This is a genomic window from Bradyrhizobium sp. CCBAU 11361, from assembly GCF_028128935.1.
In the GTDB taxonomy this organism is placed as follows: Bacteria; Pseudomonadota; Alphaproteobacteria; order Rhizobiales; family Xanthobacteraceae; genus Bradyrhizobium; species Bradyrhizobium niftali.
Genome location: NZ_LBJZ01000167.1, coordinates 17,380 through 35,895, shown reverse-complemented (window position 1 = coordinate 35,895; position 18,516 = coordinate 17,380). Strand labels below are relative to the sequence as shown.

Here is an 18,516-nt window from a genome sequence, read left to right as displayed (position 1 = left end):
CTCCTCAAATTCGGTCCCCGAAAATCGCGCGGCGGACGCGCGGAGGTACGAAGTCATCGTGCCGCGACGCGGCGAAGATGATTTCCGACGAATAGGAAACGAAGCGGGCGCATTTCAGATAGACGCCCTGGTAGAAGGGAAAGATCAACGTCGCCCCCAACCCGAACAGGCCGACAGATCGATTGAATAGCACGAATGCAAGCGACATGTTGAAGACCGAAATCCAAAGCAGCAGGAAATAGATCGCGGACAGGAATAAAGCGGCATTCGGACCGAACGACAACAAGATGTAGGCGAGATAGAATGGGAGCGCGAGCGTTGGAACGAGGTCAAAGATGATGAAGTCCAGTCTCTGCAGCGTATCCGGCAGACGCTCGTGGCGATGGAACAAGCTTAGTTCGCCGTACGTCATAAAGCGTATCCGCAAGGCGTCGCGGTCCCATCGCGCGCGCTGACGCAAGAGGCCTATCGCGCTCGTCGGGCCCGCTGTTTCCGCCCAGGCGTCTGGTACAAAACGGATGAGGTAGCCGAGGCGACGCAGCCGCAGGCTGTACTCGAGGTCTTCCCCTGGACCCACGTCCAGGCCGCCCTGCCGCACGAATACGTCGCGACGGTACATGGAACAGGCGCCGGAGAGGCACGCGATGGCATCGACGACGTCGAGCAGGGATCGTCCTGCACTGATCGACATCAGGTACTCGACGCTCTGCAGTCCGGTCCAGAGCGAGTCACGCTCGTTGTTGATTGCAATGTTGCAGCTCGCGCCGCCGACTCGCGGATCGCTGAATACGGCGGCGAGCCGCGCGATAGCTGTGGGCTCGAACATCGTGTCCGAATCCGCGGTCAGAAGCAGATCGCCGTCGGCAAATCGGGCCGCAGCGTTGATTGCCGCACTCCGCCCGCAACGGGTTCCATGGCAGATGACCATATTCACGAGGCCGCGCGCTCGCGCGCGCTCCGCGACGACCCGTGTTTCGTCGGTGGAGCCGTCATCGACCACAATGATCTCGACCGGCCGCAGGGTCTGGCGGCGCAACGAGGCGATCGAGCGGTCCAGTCCGTCGGCACCGTTGAAGGCCGGTATGATCACGCTGACCGACGCGTAGCTCGCGGCGCTTCCGTCTTTTCGTCTCATCACCCCGAACAGGGCGAGGGACACGAGCGATAACGTGTACCGCGGAATGTCGAATATCAGGACCGAGAATGCGAGCAGGAGCAAATTGGCTTCGGCCAGCAGTTGCACCGTTTCGAACATGCAGGCGACCTCCGCGGCAGCAGCCCGGGATCAGATGCGCGCCGATCGGCCTTCAGCGAGTTTTCAGCACTTCATCGGCGTGTTACGCGCGGCTCCGTGTAGTCGACCGGCGATTGCTCGCAGGATGGACGATGGCGGAGCTGATTGCAATCGCGTTGCAGCGGCTAGGGCGACGTGCAAATTTTGACAATCTTTATGATCAGTGTTCGGATCGCAGACCATCGCCGGGCTCGTCGCCTTCCTCTGGTCGCTCCGCGGCGGCACTATGGCGATCTCGACGGCCGGCCTGGCGCGCAATCGCCGACGACGAGCCGCCGCGGGAAGCCCCAGTCAAGCGCTAGCGCTTGAGGGCGAATGTGAGCATGGCTGCGGCCGCGAGGGCCACGCCGACACCGGCGACGCAGGCGTGCCAGCCGAAACTGTCGAACAGTCGCCCGAGCACGGCAGTGCCGACGAGCCCGCCAAAGAAGTAACAGGCAAGATAGGTCCCGCTGGCGACGCCGCGGTTGTCGGTGGCGGCTTGCCCGACGAAACCGGTCGCGGCCGCCTGCGCGAAGAATGTGCCGACACCAGCCAGGACCATGCCGATGAGCACTTCGCCCAGATGCGGTGCCAGCATCAGCGGCAGGCCTAGTCCGGCGACCGCGAGCGAGCCCCATATTGTCGGCCTCGTCCCGAGCCGCGATGCCACCCTGCCGGCGAGCAACGTCGTGACGACCGACGGCAGGAAGACGAAATAGACGAGGCCCAGATCCATCATGCCAAGCGACAGCGGCGGCCGGACCAGCACGAAATTGACGAATGTGAAGGTGCCGATGAAGGCGAACAGGATGCAGAAGCCGATGCCGTAGGCGGCACGCAGCCGCGGATTGCGCCAATGCGCGATCATGGCCGCCAGCGGCGGGCCCGCCGGCGTCATGGCATGCATCGGCTGCGCCCGTCTGACGGTGAAATAGACCAGCGCCGCGCCGGCGAGGTTGAGCGTCGCGAAGAAATAGAAATTCCAGGCGAGGCCAAGGCCGTCGGCGACCGCCGCCGAGATCAGCCGGCCGACAAGGTTGCTGGCGACATTGCCGGTGATGTACGCGGCAAACGCGCCGCCGGCGTCCATCGCGCTGCATTGCTCGCCGAGATAGGCGAGGGTGAGCGCGAAGGCGGATGCCATGCACAGGCCCTGCGCGATCCGCAAGGCGGTGAAGACCGCAAGATTGGGCGCGGTCGCCAGCAGGCCCGTGGGGACCGCCAGCAGCGTGAGGCTGAGCAGAATGCCGGTCCGCCGGTTGATGCGCGGGCTGAAGAAGCCGACGACGAGGCTCGCCGTCGCCATGCCGAAGGTGCTGGCGTTGACGGCAAAGCCCATCGCCGCCGGCGTGACGCCGTAATGGCGCGTCAGCGAAGGCAGGATCGCCTGCGTCGCGAAGAGATCGACGACGGTCAGGAAGGCGGTGAGGCCGATGACGAGCGAACGAAGCGCAAGGCCCGGGGAATGCGCGTCCATCGTCATCGCGGTCGGTTTGATCGACGCGGAAAGATCGGTCATGGCGTGCCTCCCTCTGACTGGTCATTCCGGGCTGGTGCGGAAGCACCAGACCCGGAATCTCGAGGTTCCGGGTTCGCTTCGCGCCCCGGAACGACGGCCCTGTTCATGCGCCCGTTACATGTGATGATCGTTGGGATCCCTGCGGACGTCGCCGACATAGAGAATGACTGTCTCCTTGCCGAGGTTCTTCCACCAATGCGAGGTGCCTGATACCTCGGGGCGGATGTCGCCGGCCTTGTGCACGATCGGATCGACGCAGTTGGAGGCGTATTCGACGATCTCGCCCTGCTGCACGAAGATCAGGGCAGGGCGATCGTCGTGGCTGTGCCAGGGCACGATGCCGCCGGGTTCGATGGTGAGCTTCCGGAAGCGCAGCTCGCGGCCCTCGATATGCGCCGGCTGCTTGCCGAGGTCGATGGCGCCGAGCGTGACGTCGGTGACGCCGACCGGCTTGTAATCGACCATCTGATGCGCATTTGGCTTCATCTTGTCGGCGGGGCATTCGCCCGCGAGGGTCGGCCGTGCCGCAAATGTGAGTGCGCCGAGAACGACAGCGCCCGACCAGACCAGGCGCGACAACATGTGATGCTTGGACATGGAAAATCTCCTGTGTTGGCCGCAACCTCGCTGGTCGCCGGCTATGGCAGGAGCTTCGTCGAGAGCGAGCCCGTCGTGAAATGCCCTTTCGCTTTCGGTGCGATAGCCCCGCGCTATGTTAATGCGCGGCGGCTATCGAACCGATTGGGCATCGGCATTTCCGTTTTCGGGAGATCCGGCGCCCGATTGGCGGCGGCCGCCCCTTGCGGGTGGCCGGACCAGGAACCTAATATTCGTCCTTCGAACGCCGGAGCGGAAGATGACGTCTCTCTCACCAGCTGACGCCGAGCAGCTCAAGCTTGCCTTCCAGCGCTGCCGCGAGATGGAGGGAACGCTGAACGAGCAGCTCCTCGCGTATGCCGACGCAAGCCGCCAGGTGTTTCCGGCCTATGGCGAGGCGGTCGATCGCCTGGTGGCGCGATTGAACGGGAACGGCGGCGGGGAGAACGCGCCGCGTCCGGGCGATGCGATGCCGCCATTCATGCTGCCTGACGAGGGCGGGCGTCTCGTGACGCTGCCGGCGCTTTTGTCGCAAGGCCCCGTCGCGGTGATGTTTTTCCGCGGCCACTGGTGTCCCTATTGCCGGCTCAATGTCCGCGCCGTGGTCCAGGCGCAGGACCGCGTCGAGGCGATGGGCGCGCAGATCGTTGCGATCATGCCGGAGACGCAGGAATACACTAGCCAGCTCAAGGCTGATTCCGGTGCGCCATTTCCGATCCTGACCGATCTCGACAATGGCTATGCGCTGTCGCTCAATCTCGCGATCTGGCTCGGCGCCGAGATCCAGAGACTGTTGTCCTATCAGGACATGGCGAAATTCCACGGCAATGACGGCTGGATGCTGCCGATCCCTGCGGTGTTCGTGGTCGGCCGCGACGGCATCGTCAAGGCCCGCTTCGTCGATCCCGATTTCCGCAAGCGCATGGAGATCGATGATCTGCTCGCGGCGCTGGAGCAAGCGAGCAGGGAGCAGAGTCCGAGCGGTCTGGATCATAGCCGCGCGAGCTGAGGTCGTTGGCGCGGCAGGGGTTCTCCTAAGAGCTGGCGCCGCTTGTCACGGCGATGAAGCCGGCCGCGTTGAACGCGCCGTGAATGACGATACCCACTGACGTGTTTTGCCGTCGCTGCACGATCCAGGGCAACAGCAGCGTAAGTGGCAGCAACGTCACCACGATCGGCCAGCCGAAACTCCAGTGAAACAGGCACCACAAGATTCCATTTGGCAGCCATGCCATGGGGCCAAATCCTGCCTCCTGGCGAGGCAGAAGGTAACCGCGCCAACACAGTTCCTCACCCAAGATGTTGCTGACAAACAATGGAAGCCATGCCGCGAAGACCCAGGCGTGCCAGCCGGGAGGTTGCAGCAGGAACCAGGGTGACGGATGAAAACTCGGGTCCAAATAGCGCGCCAGCGCCAAAATCGCGGCCGTGGTGGTCGCAATGGCAAAGAGGCCGCCAATGGCCCAAATCACGTCGCCGCGATTCATCGCGTTCAACCTCAGGCGCCTTCTCAAGGAACCGAGGTCACGTTTTGGGATTTCTCGCCAGGCCATCAGGCAGCCAAAGACCAGGACGGGGACAAGTACGAACGTCGAGCCGCTCACGTACCAGCCAATGATCGGCGAAATGCCGAACGCATCTCGCAGCCTGGGAATCACGGCCTCTGTTGTCAGCCACAGCAGTATCGAGAAGACTGCAAACATCGAGGTCGACGCGACGAGCCCGACCGGTGGTGGCGTCGTTTCCGCTGGCGCCTGCATAGGCTGCATCCAGATCGCAATATTACCCCGTAATCTCCCGCCAGTCCGCACCGCGCAGCATGCGCATCACGGCGTTGGCTACCGCCGTGCGCTGGCGGCCGGCGACGCCATAGAGGCTGACGGTGCGGCGGGCGTCGAGGCCGGCGACCGCGGCGCGTTTCAGGCTCTCCGGCACGGGCGAGGTGTGAGGCATCATGGCGATGCCGATATCGGCCTCCACCAGTTCGATCAGGTCGCGTTCGCTCGAAATCTCGTGGCCGTGATCGACATCGATGCCGTGCTCGCGCAGGCTCGCTGCGATGCGCTTGGAATGCTCGCAATAGCTGCGGCCGAGCAATTGTTCCGCTCGCAGGTCGTCCGGCTCGATCGTGTCGTGCTCGGCAAGCCGGTGCTCCCTGCTGACGATGAGATCGAACGCCTCGGTGAACAGCGGCCAGACGTCGAGCCGTTCCCAGGCCTCGTCGATCTCGGCGGCGATGCCGAGCTCGGCCTCGCCCTTCTTCAGGAATTCTGCGACCTCGCGGCTCGTCCCGCGCAGGAAGCGGAATTCGAGCCTGTTGAACTGCCGCCTGATCTCGTTGAGGTGGGGGATGAGCAGCGCCAGGTCGACCGAATGCGTCAGCGCAACGCGGAGCGCGCCGACCTCACCACTTCTAAACGAGGAGGCGAGCGAGCGCGCACCGGCGGCGGCGTCATAGCACTGCTTCAGCAGCGGATGCATGCGCTGGCCGAGCTCGGTCAGTTGCGCCGCCGGCCGTTCGCGGCGGAACAGGTCGCCGCCGAGTTCGGCCTCGAGCTGCTTGATCGCGCGTGTCAGCGAGGGCTGCGTCACGTTGCATTCCTCGGCGGCGCGCGTGAAGTTCAAAAGCTGCGCCACCGCGAGGAAATAGCGGACCTGGTGCATTTCCATGGATCGGCTCCCGGCAGGATCGGCCGGAAATCTAACCGATCGGGACAGGGAATGATATCCTGGCGGCGATAGCGCGTGCGTATGGTTTCGGAAGCCAACCGGCATTTCCAAAACGACCGACAATCGCCGAGAACGGCAGGACGTAACAATGGCCTTACACCTGACGAATGATAACCATAGGCTCGACAGGAGCAAGACATGAACGGCATGCAGGACAACGGGCAACGAAAGAGCATGGACCTGCCGGGTCAGGTCGTCCTCGTGCTTCAGGGCGGCGGCGCGCTCGGCTCCTACCAGGCGGGCGTCTACCAGGCGCTGCACGAGGCCGGTATCGAGCCGGACTGGATCATCGGCACCTCGATCGGCGCCATCAATGCGAGCCTCATTGCGGGCAACGCGCCGGAGCACCGGCTCGCGCGCTTGAGGGAGTTCTGGAAGCGGATGGAGCAGAACCCGGTCTGGAACTGGCGCACTGCGTTTCCCGACTTCAACGAGAAGCTCGCCTATTGGTCGACCGTGACCCACGGCATTCCTGGCTTCTTCCGGCCCAACCCGCTGGCGCATGCCGGGGATTCCTATCCGCTGGGCGCCGATCACGCCGGTTTCTATTCGACCGCGCCGCTGGAGAAGACGCTGAGCGAGCTGGTCGATTTCGACCTCGCCAATCGCTGCGCGCCGCGCCTGACGGTCGGTGCGGCCCATGTCGGCACCAGCGAAATGCGCTATTTCGACAGCCGCGACGGCGAACTGACGGTGAAGCATGTGATGGCCTCGGGCGCATTGCCGCCGGCCTTCCCGGCGGTGCGCATCGACGGCGAGCTCTATTGGGACGGCGGCATCCTCTCGAACACGCCGACGGAAGCGGTGTTCGACGACAATCCACGCAGGGATTCGCTGATCTTCTCCGTGCATCTGTGGAATCCGGTCGGCGCCGAGCCAACCACGATGGCGGAGGTGCTGAACCGGCACAAGGATGTGATGTATTCCAGTCGGATCGCGAGCCAGATCGTCCGCCAGCAGCAGGCCCATCGCCTGCGCCACGTCATCAACCAGCTCGCCGCGCGTCTGCCCGAGAGCGAGCGCAGCGATCCCGTGGTGAGGGAGCTGATGAGCTATGGTTGTCCGACCCGCATGCACGTCGTGCGGCTGCTGGCGCCGCAGCTCGACCGCGAGACCCATACCAAGGACATCGACTTCAGCCCGTCAGGCATTACGCGGCGCTGGCATGCGGGCTACGCCCACACGAAGTCCGTGCTCGCACGAAAGCCGTGGATCGGCGAATTCGATCCGCTCGCCGGCGTGGTGCTGCACGAGCATATGGACGAGATGCCGATTGCGGCGGAGTAGGGGCCTTCTCCGTCGTTTGTTTTGGGCCGTGACGATATCACGCGCGCGCCGTCTGGGCTATTGTCGCGGCATCTTCGTCGCGAGGCTCGCAATTGGTCGTTGAGAAAGATCTGGAGGCGGCGCTCGATCAGGTCCGCGCTGATGCGGCGGGACCCGTTGCTGGCGTGTTCGGTCCGTCCTCGGTGACCTGGCAACTCGACCGGGAGGCGGTCATCTTCCTCGGCGCCGGCCGGGCGCTGCTGCTGCAACTGGCGCATCCCTGGGTCGCCGCTGCCATCGCCGAGCACTCCCGGACGTTGGCCGATCCGATCGGCCGCTTCCATCGCACCTTCGACATCGTCTTCGCCATGGTGTTCGGATCGCTCGACCGTGCCTTGCTGTCGTCCCGGCAGCTGCACCGGCGCCACAGCATGATCGTCGGAGAGATGCCCGAGACCGTTGGCCCGTTCGCGGCCGGCTCGCGCTACTGCGCCAACGACATTCCGTCGTTGCGCTGGGTGCATGCGACGCTGGTCGAGACTGCGCTGATGGCGCATGACCTCGTTCTGCCGCAGCTCTCGGCGGCGGAGCGCGAGCGCTACTGGTCCGAGAGCCGGATGTTCGGCTCCTTGTTCGGATTGAGGGCGGACGACCTGCCGGCGGACTGGTCCGGCTTTGCCGCTTACACCGCAGCGATGGCGCAGTCCGAGACATTGACTGTCAGTCCGGCCGCGCGCGAGATCGCGACACAAATCTTCAACGGCGCGCGTCCGTGGTTGCGTCCGCCGCGATGGTATCGCGCGCTCACGGCAAGCCTGCTGCCGGAGCGGTTGCGCGCAGGCTTCGGGTTCGAACTGGACGAGCGCGATATCAGGGCTGCTGACAATGCGATGAAATGGATCAGGCGCGTCTATCCAAAATTGCCGGACAGGCTGCGGTATGTCGGTCCCTACCAGGAAGCGCAGGCGCGGCTGCGAGGAGAGTTGCAGCCGGACTGGATAACCCGCTGCCTCAACCGCGCCTGGATCGGACGGCCGCAGATGGACGTGCGCCGCTAAGTAGCGCTCCCGGCGTGTCCCGGACACGCTGCAACGCATGAGCCTTGCAGCGCAGAGCCGGGGCCCGAGAGAAGAGTGAGGCGCGCGCTCTCCCCGCATCGTCATTGCGAGCGCAGCGAAGCCATCCAGACTGTCTCCGCGGAAAGATTCTGGATTGCTTCGCTGCGCTCGCAATGACGGAGTATGTGGAAGCGCTGTCGCGCCCTACACCGCCGCCAGCTTCCGGTACAATGCGCTGTAGCTGCCGGCGGAGATGCTCCAGGAGAACGACCGTCCCATGGCGCTGCGGCGCATGGTGTCGAGCTGGTCCTGCGCCATGAAGGCCTCGAAGGCCCGGCGGACGCCGCCGAGGAAGGATTCGTGCGAGGGTCTTGAGAACAAAAAGCCGGTCTCGCCGTCGGTGATGGTCTCGGCCAGGCCGCCGGTCTGGTGTCCGATCGGCAGCGAGCCGAAGCGCTGCGCGTACATCTGGCTGAGGCCGCACGGCTCGAAGCGCGATGGCATCAGGGTGAAGTCGCTGCCGGCGAAGATGCGCCGCGCCTGGGCGTCGTTGAAGCCGATTGCAACGCCGATGGCGTCGGGGCGGCGGCGATGCGCGTCGATCAGCGCCTGCTCGAGCGCCGGCTCGCCGGAGCCGGTGACCACGATCTGCCCGCCGGCATCGATGATCTCATCGGCCGCGGACAACACGAGGTCGATACCCTTCTGGTGCACGAGGCGCGCGACGATGCCGAACATCGGGCCGCGCGACACCGCAAGCCCGAACTGCTTGCGCACGTAGTCGGCATTGGCCTTCTTGCCGACCCAGTCTCCGGCGCCGAATTGCTGGGCGAGCTGCGCGCAGGAGCGCGGGTCCCAGCTCTCGTCGATGCCGTTGAGGATGCCGGTCAGCTCGGCGGCGTCCGAGCGCAGGCGGAGCAGACCCTCAAGGCCACAGCCGAACTCGGTCGTGGTGATCTCGCGCGCATAGGTGCCGCTGACGGTGGTGAGATGCGAGGCGTAGACCAGCCCGGCCTTGAGGAACGAGACCTGGTCGTAGAATTCGAGGCCGTCGATGTGGAAGGCGCTTTCCGGTGCGCCGATCCGCCGCAGCGAGTCCTTCGGGAAGAGCCCCTGATAGGCGAGGTTGTGAATGGTCAGGATCGACGGCAGCTTGGCGCCGCGCCAGGCGAGATAGGCCGGCACGAGCGAGGCTTGCCAGTCGTTGGCATGGATCAGGTCTGCTGCCCAATTCTTGTCCAGCTTGCCCATGGCCAGCTCAGCGGCTGCCGAGGCAAAGCGCGCGAAGCGGATGTCGTTGTCCGGCCAGTCGCGCCCGGACTCGTCGCCATAGGGATTGCCGGGCCGGTCGTACAGTTGCGAGCACAACAGCACATAGACCGGCAGGCCGTCCTTGGTCGCGGCCCGGCCGAGCGAGCAGGCCGGCATATCCGCAAACGAGGGGCAGCGGCCAACGATCTGGATATGCGTGAGTTGCTCGATGATGTCGCGATAGCCGGGCAACATGATCCGGATATCGGCAAAGCGGCGAAGGGCTCTGGGCAGGGCAGCGGAAACGGCTCCAAGTCCGCCGACGCGGACGAAGTCGTCCATCTCTGTCGTGACGAACAAGACCCTCAAGAACAGTTGCCCCTTGCCGATCCAGTTTGTTGCTATGCAAGAACGGGTCCAATTGCCCCGGAATTCCCAAGCACGCCTGCGGAGCGCCTCCGTTCGGTAAACCCTTTCCTACTCAGCCGCCGCCCTCTACGGTCGAGCGCACAACAACAGAGAACATTGATTGTTCCCAGGATACGCCGAGGAGACGCAGCACGCATGCAGCTAGCAGATAAGCATGAGGGGGCGACGACAAAGGCCTTCGCCGGCCTCAGGGTGCTGGATTTTTCGACCACCATCGCCGGTCCCCACTGCACGCGGATGCTCGCCGACATGGGCGCCGAGGTCATTAAGATCGAGACCGACGGCGGCGAGACGATGCGGACCCGGCCGCCGCTGCGCAAGGGGTGCAGCACCGTGTTCGGCCAGCTCAATGTCGGCAAGAAGAGCGTCGTGCTCGACCTCAAGTCCGAGGACGGGAGGGAGGCGGTCCGCCGGCTGGCCGCGACCGCCGACATTCTGGTCGAGAACTTCCGGCCCGGCGTGATGCACCGGCTGCGGCTCGACTACGACAGAATACGCCCGGTCAATCCGAAGCTGATCTACTGCTCGATCTCCGGCTACGGCCAGACCGGCCCCTCGGCCGAGCTGCCGGCCTATGCGCCGGTGATCCACGCGGCCTCCGGCTACGACATGGCCCATCTCGCCTACCAGCCCGGCCGCAACCGTCCTGATTATTGCGGCATCTACCACGCCGACGTCGTCACCGGCACCTACGGTTTTGGCGCGATAGTTTCCGCCCTGTATCAGCGCACGGTGACCGGCCTCGGCCAGCACATCGACGTCTCCATGCTGGAGTCGATGCTGACGCTGACGGTGATCGAGTTGCAGAGCTCGCAATTCGCGGTGAAGCCGCCGCCGCGCCCGATGTTCGGGCCGACCGAGACGGCCAATGGCTATGTCATGATCACGGTTGCGAGCGAAAAGACGTTTCAGGGTTTGATGGGCGTGATCGGCCGCCCCGACTGGATCCCCGATCCGCGCTTCGCCACCTACGCCGCGCGCCGCGAGAACTGGGCCGACATGATGGACGGCGTCGAGGCCTGGTCGCGCCAGCTCTCGACGGAGGCATGCCTCGTCGCGCTTGGTGAGGCCGGCGTGCCGGCCTCGGCCTATCGCACCGTGTCAGAGGCGCTGGCCGATCCGCAGCTCGCGCATCGGCAGGCGCTCTCGTCGGTGGAAGATGAGGGCGGTTCGTTCCAGGTTCTCAACCTGCCGTTCCGGATGTCGGGTGCCGACACGACGCCGGCCAAGACGATGGCCGCGCTCGGCGAGCACACGGATGCGCTGCGCGAGGAGATTGGCCTCGCCGATGATGCGTCAATTCCGTCAGGCAAAACGTCCGTGCAAGGGTGACGCAGGGCTCGGTGCGGCGAGCAATGCGGCCTTGCGCGCGGCCGGCTTGCCACCATCGGCCGGCGTAAACTAGACAGGTGCGCGTTTGTCTCGCCTCGCCGGCCATGGCATGGTGGCGCGACAACAAGAAGCATGCGGGAGGACGCCGATGAAGAGTTTCAAGGTCGCCGATTTCAAGGCGCCGTTGCAGGAGTTCGACGAGGCCACGCCGCAGCCGCAGGGCACGCAGGTGCTGATCAAGGTGAAGGCCGCCGGCGTCTGCCACAGCGACCTGCACATCTGGGAAGGCGGTTACGATCTCGGCCATGGCCGCAAGCCGCTGTCGCTGAAGGACCGCGGCATCAATCTGCCGCTGACCATGGGCCACGAGACGGTCGGTGAAATCCTGGCTTTCGGTCCTGACGTGAAGCCGACCGATCAGGGCGACCTCAAGCTCGGCGATGTCGGCCTGGTCTATCCCTGGATCGGCTGCGGCAAGTGCGCGACCTGCCTTGGCGGCGACGAGAACATGTGCCTGACGCCGCGTTCGCTCGGCGTCTATTGCGACGGTGGCTATTCCGACCACATGCTGGTGCCGCATCCGCGCTACCTTCTCAATCTCAAAGGCCTCGATCCCGCGTCGGCCGCGCCCTATGCCTGCTCGGGCGTCACCACCTACAGCGCGCTGAAGAAGGTCGAGCAGCACTTCGATGCACCGATCGTGATGTTCGGCGCCGGCGGCCTCGGCCTGATGGCGCTGTCGCTGCTCAAGGCGATGGGCGGCAAGGGCGCGATCATGGTCGACATCGACGCCAGGAAGCGCGAGGCCGCGGAAAAGGCCGGCGCGCTTGCAACCGTCGATCCCAAGGCGCCGGATGCGCTGGAGCAACTAGCGAAGAAGGCGGGCGGACCGATCCGCGCCGTGATCGACCTCGTCGGCAATGCCGCGACGACGCAGCTCGGCTTCGACTGCCTGACCAAGGGCGGCAAGCTCGTCATCGTCGGCCTGTTCGGCGGCGGCGCGACCTGGGCGCTGCCGCTGATTCCGATCAAGGCGGTGACGATCCAGGGCAGCTATGTCGGCAATTTGCGCGAGACGCAGGAATTGCTCGACCTCGTGCGGACGAAGAACGTGCCGCCGATCCCGGTGACGCGTCAGCCGCTCGCCAAGGCCAACGACGCGCTGGTGCAGTTGCAGCAGGGCGCGGTGGTCGGGCGCACCGTGCTGACGCCGTAGTGACTTCCGTCATTCCGGGGCGCCCGAAGGGCGAACCCGGAATCTCGAACTTCCGGGTTCGGTCCTTTCGGACCGCCCCGGAATGACTCATCCCTTAGGAACCCCCCATGTCCGCAAACAACGCCTTCCACATTGCCGTGCTCGCCGGTGACGGCATCGGCCCTGAAGTCATGGCGCCGGCGATCGAAGTGCTGCGCAAGATCGAACAGAAATCGGATTTGCGCTTCCGCTTCACCGAGGCGCCGGCCGGTGCCAACAATTATCTCGCCACCGGCAAGTCGATGCCCGAGAGCACGATCAAGCTGTGCGAGGAGGCGGATGCGATCCTGCTCGGGGCCTGCGGCCTGCCGTCGGTGCGCTATCCTGATAACACCGAGATCGCGCCGCAGATCGAACTGCGCTTCATCTTCGATCTCTATGCCGGCGTGCGGCCGGCGCGGCTCATTCCGGGCGTGCCGAGCCCGATCGTCGGCGCCGACACGCGCGGCATCGATCTCGTCGTGATCCGCGAATCCACCGAGGGCCTGTTCGCCTCGATGGGCAAGGGCATCGTCACCCATGAGGACGCGCGCGAGACCATGGTGATCACGCGCCGGACCTCCGAGCGCCTGTTCGAGTTCTCGTTTCGCCTCGCCGAACGCCGCAAGGCGCGCGGCAAGCCGGGAATGCTCACCTGCGTCGACAAGGCGAACGTGTTCAAGGCCTTTGCTTTCTTCCGCGGCATCTTCGATGAGATCGAGAAGAAGCATCCGGAGGTGAAGACCGACCGGCTCTATGTCGATGCCTGCTCGGCGATGCTGGTGAAGCGGCCCTGGGATTTCGACGTGATGGTGATGGAGAACATGTTCGGCGACATCGTCTCCGACATTACCGCGAGCCTGATCGGCGGCCTCGGCATGGCGCCGTCGGCCGACATCGGCGACAAATACGCCGTGTTCCAGCCCTGCCACGGCACCGCGCCCGACATCATGGGACAGGGCAAGGCCAATCCGACCGGCATGATCCTGTCGGCCGCGATGATGCTGGACTGGCTCGCCGACAAGCACGGCGTCGAGAGCGCGGCAGAAGCCGGCGAGACGATCGAACGCGCGGTGGACCAGGTCTATGCCGGCGGCATCAAGCCGATGGAGTTCGGCGGCAGCAACGGCACGGCCGACATCACGAAAGCGGTGCTGGGGGCGCTGTAGTCAGATGCCAAAAGAAAAGGGGCCTCGCGGCCCCTTCGTCGTTCACCAGCGGTGCCAGTGGCGATGACCCCAGCCCCATGGGCGCGGGCCGCCATAGTACCGGCGCGGGCCACCATAATAGCCGTAGGCGCCATAATAGTTCGGACGCCACCAGCAGCGGCCCCACTGATTACAGACCATGCGCACCTGATCGACGTCAGCGGCCGGACCGCTTGCGATGCGATCGGCCTGCGGAATGCCGTTCGGCATCGCCGCGAGCGCTGGCCCTGACGCGAGCGCGGCGCTGCCCAGGGCAGCCAGACCAAAAACAGCAAACTTGAGTTTCATCGCAATCTCCCTCGTTGGTGGCGGAAGAACTTGCGACGGATCAGTTGGTTGCTATCGCGGTGCAGGAGACAGAGGAATTTAATCTTCCTGAATGCCGGTTCAGATTCACCGCCCCGAAAACTGCGGCTTGCGCTTCTCCATGAAGGCCTGCCGGCCCTCGCGAAAATCCGCAGAGTCCATGCAGGCATGGCCGATCGCCTTGATCGCGTCCATGTCGCGTCCGCTTTCGTCCTTCAGAACCTGCGCGATGGTGATCTTGGCGGCCTTGATCGCGAGCGGGGCGTTCTGCGAGATCGTCTTGGCGATCGCCATGGTCTCGCCCCAGAGTTGATCATCCGGGATCACGCGTTCGACGAGGCCAATGCGCAGCGCTTCCGCGGAATCGATGCGCATGCCCGTGTACATCAGCAGCCGCGCCCAGGACGGGCCGACCAGCGACACCAGCTGCCGCAATCCGTCGTAGCCATAGGCGATGCCGAGCCTTGCTGCGGGAATGCCGAACTGGCTGTCATGCGCGGCGATGCGGATGTCGGCGAGCATCGCCACCTGCATGCCGCCGCCGAGACAGAAGCCCTGGATGCAGGCGATCGTCGGCTTGGGATAGTCGGCGAGCAGCGCGCGCTGGGCGGCGCTGCGCTTGGCATATTCCTCGGACGCCGCCGCGTTGTGGCGCGTCTTCTCGAACTGGCTGATGTCGGCGCCGGATACAAACGCCTTGCCGCCGGCGCCGCGCAGGATCACGACGCGCACCGCGTCGTCGTCGCGCAGGCTCGTCAGTGCCTCGCCAAATCCCTCCCACATCTCCAGCGACATCGCATTGCGCTTGTCGGGATTGTTGAAGGTGATCACGCCGACGCCGTCAGCGGCGTGCTTGAGGATCTTGCCGTCGGCGAAAGGAGTTTCATCGGAAATGTCGGGCATCGCGCGCTCGCTTGTCATTTGCGAGGCGCAATGTGCTGCCGGGCCGAGGTCCGGGTCAACCGCGGCGAGGCGAGGGGCTCCGCATCCGCCTGTGCCGCGATTGCATGGCGCGGCTACTGCGCCAGTCCTAGCGCGTCATGTGCGCGGTCAGCGGATGGCTGCCGGCATTGCTGAAGAACGCCGCCTCTTCCGCGGTCGCCTCCAGCAACTGCTCGTCCTGATTATAGACGTCGTTGCGGAACTGGACGGTCTGGTCCTTGGTCATCCACCCCGTGAGATAGATCCAGGCCACCGGCACCTTGCTGGCCATGGCGACGTCGAGGTGCTGACCGCTGGCGATCTCCGCGTCGATCGCGGCGCGGCTCCACTTCGGCTGGTCCTTGAGCAGCCAGGCGGCGAGATCGCGCACATTGTCGACGCGCGAGCAGCCGTGGGAATCGAAACGGTAGTCGTCGCTGAACAGATTGCGCTGGTTGGTGTCGTGCATGTAGACCGAATAGGCGTTCGGCATGTCGATCTTCACCGCGCCGAGCGCGTTGAAGGTGCCGTTGTGCTGGCGCACGGTGAAGTTCGGCGTGTGCGTGCCCGACCAGTCGACCGAATGCGGATCGATCGGATTGTCGTGGGCGTCGAGCACCTCCATGTGCATGCGCGACAGGTAGGTCGGGTCCTTGCGCATATGCGCCGAGATTTCGGTCTTGGCGATCGAGGACGGCACCGTCCAGGTCGGATTGAGGACGACGCTGGTGATCTGGGCCGTCAGTGTCGGCGAGGGTTTTTCGGTCTTGCCCACGATGACGCGATAGCGCCGCACCACGACGTCGTTCTCGACCGCTTCGGCGAAGGCCGCGGGGATGTTGACCACGACATAGCGCTGGCCGAAGCCGAAATTCATGTTCTCGAGCCGCTGGAGCGAAGCCTCCAGCTGCCGGATGCGCTTCTGCACGGAGACGTTCATCGCCGCGAGCGTGCGCGGCGTCACCATGCCGGTCGGCGCCAGCCCGTGGCGGGCCTGGAAACGCTTCACCGCGTCCGCGAGATCCTGGTCGAAGGCGCCGCTCGCCTTGTCGGCGGAAAGGTCGCCGGAGATGATCAGCCGCTTGCGCAGCAGCTCGTCGCTGGCACCCTGGACGCCGAGTGCGAATTTGGCGTCCGTTGGGATCGTCGGCCAGCCGCCGCGCACCGCGACATCGGAATAGCTGAGCGCCGCGTCCCTGATGCGCTGGGCGGAGCCCTCGTCATAGGTCGGCTCGTGCGTCATCGCGAGCGCCGCGGCCGAGCGGCTTTCCGGCGTTGAGGCCGACGTCGACGCGGCGGTTTTCGGCGCGGCCGCATGGGCCGGATTGGCGGCGGCCGGCACGGTGCCGCCCGATGTTGCCGGCTTGGGGCCGGCCTGGCCCGTGGTCTCGGTCTGCGCGAGCGCGGAAGCGCTGGCGAAGAGGCCCATGGCAATGATCACGGCATGGCGCGTCGACATCTGTCTTGTTCTTCCCCTGAGGACGAGGCCCGGACGGGCGCTCGCATTGGCAATTTCCCGGTCGCAGTGCCGCGGGCGCCGATTGGCAAAATCGGCGGGAAGCTAGGGCCTCCATGTTGAGGTCCCATTAAGCACGGCAGTCGAAAACCCCGCGCGTCCAATGCGGAGCCTCCCGATTGGGTCGCGGCAGGGTGGGGATGGGTTCGCAAAAACCGCGGGTTGGGGCAGGGAAAGAGCCCAAGAAAAAGGGGCGGTCAGGCCGCCCCGAGAAACGAAGGCCGCGCGCACGGCGCGCAGGCCAAGTCTGATCAAGGAGATCCGATCCGGCAGGTCTCGTTCAATCCGGCCGCGCCCCGTGACGCGGTGGATTGAACGTCGGCCGTAAGGGCCAGACCGTCGATAGATCAGGCTTCGTTGGCCGCGATCGATTCCATCAGCGAAACGAGCTGACGCTGCACCGTCTGGTCCTTGATCTTGCTGTAGGCGCGCAGCAGGCGGAGGCTGAAAGCCGAATCGAGGAAGAGCAGGCTCTCGACTTCGCGCGCCTTGTTGTCGCCGTCGTAGAAGAAGGTCACGGGCACGTCGAGGGCGGAGGCGATCTGCTGAAGCCGAGCCGCGCCGACGCGATTGACGCCCTTCTCGTACTTCTGAACCTGCTGGAAGCTGACGCCGAGCTTCTCGCCCAGCTCGGCCTGCGAGATCTTCATCTCGACGCGGCGCAGACGGATCCGCTTGCCAAGCTCGATGTCCGGCTTGCCGGCACTGCGCTGCTTCATTCTTTTCGCCGCTGTTTTCATGTTCGTTCTCACCGTTCTTCGGTTGAAAATCCCCCGAAGAGCTGGGTCAGGGGTTCGCCCATATACGAGTCCTTGAATTCATGCGGGTGCACGAACTCTTCCTTAAACCACGGGAAGCGAGCCGGATTGAAGGCTTCGATCAGCCAGTCAATCATGTGCCGTACGCGCGGAATCCGGCCGCTACCGGGATGGTAGGACAACCAGATATCCAGCGGTCTGTTCAGCTCGACCTCCAGTGGAATCAACTTCCCGCCAAGCGCAACGGCGTAGCTCGGGAATACTCCGATTCCGGCGCCATTCGCGACAGCCCAGTAGTTGGCGCTTGAGACGTTGGTCTTCATGACCAGAAGGTCACGTTCCGAAACGCCCGGGAAGAAGCTCTCGAAAGTTTCCTTGGCGGCGAGCTGGTCGGCGAATTGCAGCACCAGGCGGTGCTTGATCAATTCCATTGCCGAGCGCGGTGCGCCATGTTTTTCGATGTATTTCTCGGAGGCCCAGAACATCAGATGCATGCGGCCGAGCCGCACCAGCTTGACGTCGAGCGCGGAGGGACGCGACAGGTGAATCGCGACGTCAGCCTCGTGGCGGGAGACGTCTGCGGAACGCATCGCGCAGTGCAGGTCGACCAGAATCTTCGGATAGGCCTGCTGGAATTCGACCAGGCGCGGGGCGAGCCAGAACGTCCCGAGGCCCTCGGTCACGGCGACGCGGACCTCGCCGGACAGGACGTTGGCCGTCGAATCGCTGGTGCGCAGCACGTCGAACGCAGCCGCCTCCATTCGTTCGACGGCGGCGACCACCACCGTGCCCTCGTCAGTCAGGTGGGTGCCGTGGACGTCGCGGGTGAAAAGGGTGGTGCCGGTCTGGCGCTCGAAATCGTCGATCCGCCGGCGGACGGCGTTGATCGACAGCGACAGGCGTTCGGCCGCCGAGCGAAAACTTCCACACCGGACGACTTCAAGGAAAATGCGGGCGGCATCCCAATCCGAGAGGCCGCTGAGATTTGTCTTTGGGCGTTCTTCCAATGGAACGCCCCTTTCCGCCAAGGAGTGCATACAATTCCCTTCAGGTCGTTAAAGTGGCAGAATCTGGCGCAAACCACAACCACGGCGGGTTGCGGGGTGACGAGTTTT

General features: G+C 64.7%; 17 protein-coding genes. 6 read left to right on the top strand and 11 right to left on the bottom strand.

What is annotated here, in order from left to right; translation table 11 throughout:
• Window positions 1-4: 4 nt before the first annotated feature.
• From XI08_RS17140 to XI08_RS17130, 3 genes are all read right to left on the bottom strand, one after another.
• Window positions 5-1,255: a glycosyltransferase gene (locus XI08_RS17140; RefSeq protein ID WP_271575291.1), complete on the bottom strand. Its 1,251-nt coding sequence runs from the start codon at window positions 1,253-1,255 to the stop codon at window positions 5-7.
• 337 nt (window positions 1,256-1,592) lie between these two features.
• Window positions 1,593-2,795, bottom strand: a complete 1,203-nt coding sequence (locus XI08_RS17135) for an MFS transporter (protein ID WP_271575290.1) — start codon at window positions 2,793-2,795, stop codon at window positions 1,593-1,595.
• 114 nt (window positions 2,796-2,909) lie between these two features.
• Entirely contained in the window at window positions 2,910-3,392 is a 483-nt protein-coding gene (locus XI08_RS17130; protein WP_027546555.1) for a cupin domain-containing protein, read from the bottom strand.
• Window positions 3,393-3,651: 259 nt separating this feature from the next.
• Between XI08_RS17130 and XI08_RS17125 the strand changes: the two genes are divergently transcribed.
• Window positions 3,652-4,401 carry a peroxiredoxin-like family protein gene (locus tag XI08_RS17125; protein ID WP_271575289.1) on the top strand — a complete coding sequence of 250 codons (750 nt, stop codon included), beginning with the start codon at window positions 3,652-3,654 and terminating at the stop codon, window positions 4,399-4,401.
• Between the two features lie 25 nt (window positions 4,402-4,426).
• Here the strand turns inward: XI08_RS17125 and XI08_RS17120 are convergent, their stop codons facing one another.
• Window positions 4,427-5,152: a CPBP family intramembrane glutamic endopeptidase gene (locus tag XI08_RS17120; protein ID WP_271575288.1), complete on the bottom strand. Its 726-nt coding sequence runs from the start codon at window positions 5,150-5,152 to the stop codon at window positions 4,427-4,429.
• A gap of 22 nt (window positions 5,153-5,174) precedes the next feature.
• Complete coding sequence (locus XI08_RS17115) at window positions 5,175-6,062, bottom strand: LysR family transcriptional regulator (RefSeq protein ID WP_271575287.1); 888 nt, start codon at window positions 6,060-6,062, stop codon at window positions 5,175-5,177.
• A 198-nt stretch (window positions 6,063-6,260) separates the two neighbouring features.
• Between XI08_RS17115 and XI08_RS17110 the strand changes: the two genes are divergently transcribed.
• On the top strand, window positions 6,261-7,409 hold the full coding sequence (locus XI08_RS17110; RefSeq protein ID WP_271575286.1) for a patatin-like phospholipase family protein: 1,149 nt from the start codon (window positions 6,261-6,263) through the stop codon (window positions 7,407-7,409).
• Window positions 7,410-7,501: 92 nt separating this feature from the next.
• Window positions 7,502-8,446, top strand: a complete 945-nt coding sequence (locus XI08_RS17105; protein ID WP_271575285.1) for an oxygenase MpaB family protein — start codon at window positions 7,502-7,504, stop codon at window positions 8,444-8,446.
• Window positions 8,447-8,650: 204 nt separating this feature from the next.
• Here XI08_RS17105 and glgA read toward each other — a convergent pair whose 3' ends face one another.
• Window positions 8,651-10,066, bottom strand: a complete 1,416-nt coding sequence (gene glgA, locus XI08_RS17100) for a glycogen synthase GlgA (RefSeq protein ID WP_049823687.1) — start codon at window positions 10,064-10,066, stop codon at window positions 8,651-8,653.
• A gap of 195 nt (window positions 10,067-10,261) precedes the next feature.
• On the opposite strand from glgA, the gene XI08_RS17095 reads away from it, so the two are divergent.
• The 3 genes from XI08_RS17095 to XI08_RS17085 all read left to right on the top strand — a co-directional run bounded on the left by XI08_RS17095 (window position 10,262) and on the right by XI08_RS17085 (window position 13,861).
• The gene (locus tag XI08_RS17095) at window positions 10,262-11,458 is read left to right on the top strand and encodes a CaiB/BaiF CoA transferase family protein (protein WP_271575284.1); all 1,197 of its coding nucleotides are present in this window, start codon (window positions 10,262-10,264) and stop codon (window positions 11,456-11,458) included.
• 148 nt (window positions 11,459-11,606) lie between these two features.
• Window positions 11,607-12,674, top strand: a complete 1,068-nt coding sequence (locus XI08_RS17090; protein ID WP_027546549.1) for an alcohol dehydrogenase — start codon at window positions 11,607-11,609, stop codon at window positions 12,672-12,674.
• A gap of 107 nt (window positions 12,675-12,781) precedes the next feature.
• Window positions 12,782-13,861 carry an isocitrate/isopropylmalate dehydrogenase family protein gene (locus XI08_RS17085; RefSeq protein ID WP_271575283.1) on the top strand — a complete coding sequence of 360 codons (1,080 nt, stop codon included), beginning with the start codon at window positions 12,782-12,784 and terminating at the stop codon, window positions 13,859-13,861.
• Window positions 13,862-13,903: 42 nt separating this feature from the next.
• On the opposite strand, the gene XI08_RS17080 is transcribed toward XI08_RS17085, so the two are convergent.
• From XI08_RS17080 to XI08_RS17060, 5 genes are all read right to left on the bottom strand, one after another.
• Complete coding sequence (locus XI08_RS17080; RefSeq protein WP_271575282.1) at window positions 13,904-14,188, bottom strand: hypothetical protein; 285 nt, start codon at window positions 14,186-14,188, stop codon at window positions 13,904-13,906.
• Window positions 14,189-14,293: 105 nt separating this feature from the next.
• The gene (locus XI08_RS17075) at window positions 14,294-15,109 is read right to left on the bottom strand and encodes an enoyl-CoA hydratase (protein ID WP_271575281.1); all 816 of its coding nucleotides are present in this window, start codon (window positions 15,107-15,109) and stop codon (window positions 14,294-14,296) included.
• Between the two features lie 127 nt (window positions 15,110-15,236).
• The gene (locus XI08_RS17070; RefSeq protein WP_271575280.1) at window positions 15,237-16,586 is read right to left on the bottom strand and encodes a L,D-transpeptidase family protein; all 1,350 of its coding nucleotides are present in this window, start codon (window positions 16,584-16,586) and stop codon (window positions 15,237-15,239) included.
• 404 nt (window positions 16,587-16,990) lie between these two features.
• Complete coding sequence (locus tag XI08_RS17065) at window positions 16,991-17,362, bottom strand: helix-turn-helix domain-containing protein (protein ID WP_027546544.1); 372 nt, start codon at window positions 17,360-17,362, stop codon at window positions 16,991-16,993.
• A gap of 29 nt (window positions 17,363-17,391) precedes the next feature.
• Entirely contained in the window at window positions 17,392-18,438 is a 1,047-nt protein-coding gene (locus tag XI08_RS17060; RefSeq protein ID WP_027546543.1) for a LysR family transcriptional regulator, read from the bottom strand.
• Window positions 18,439-18,516 lie beyond the last annotated feature (78 nt).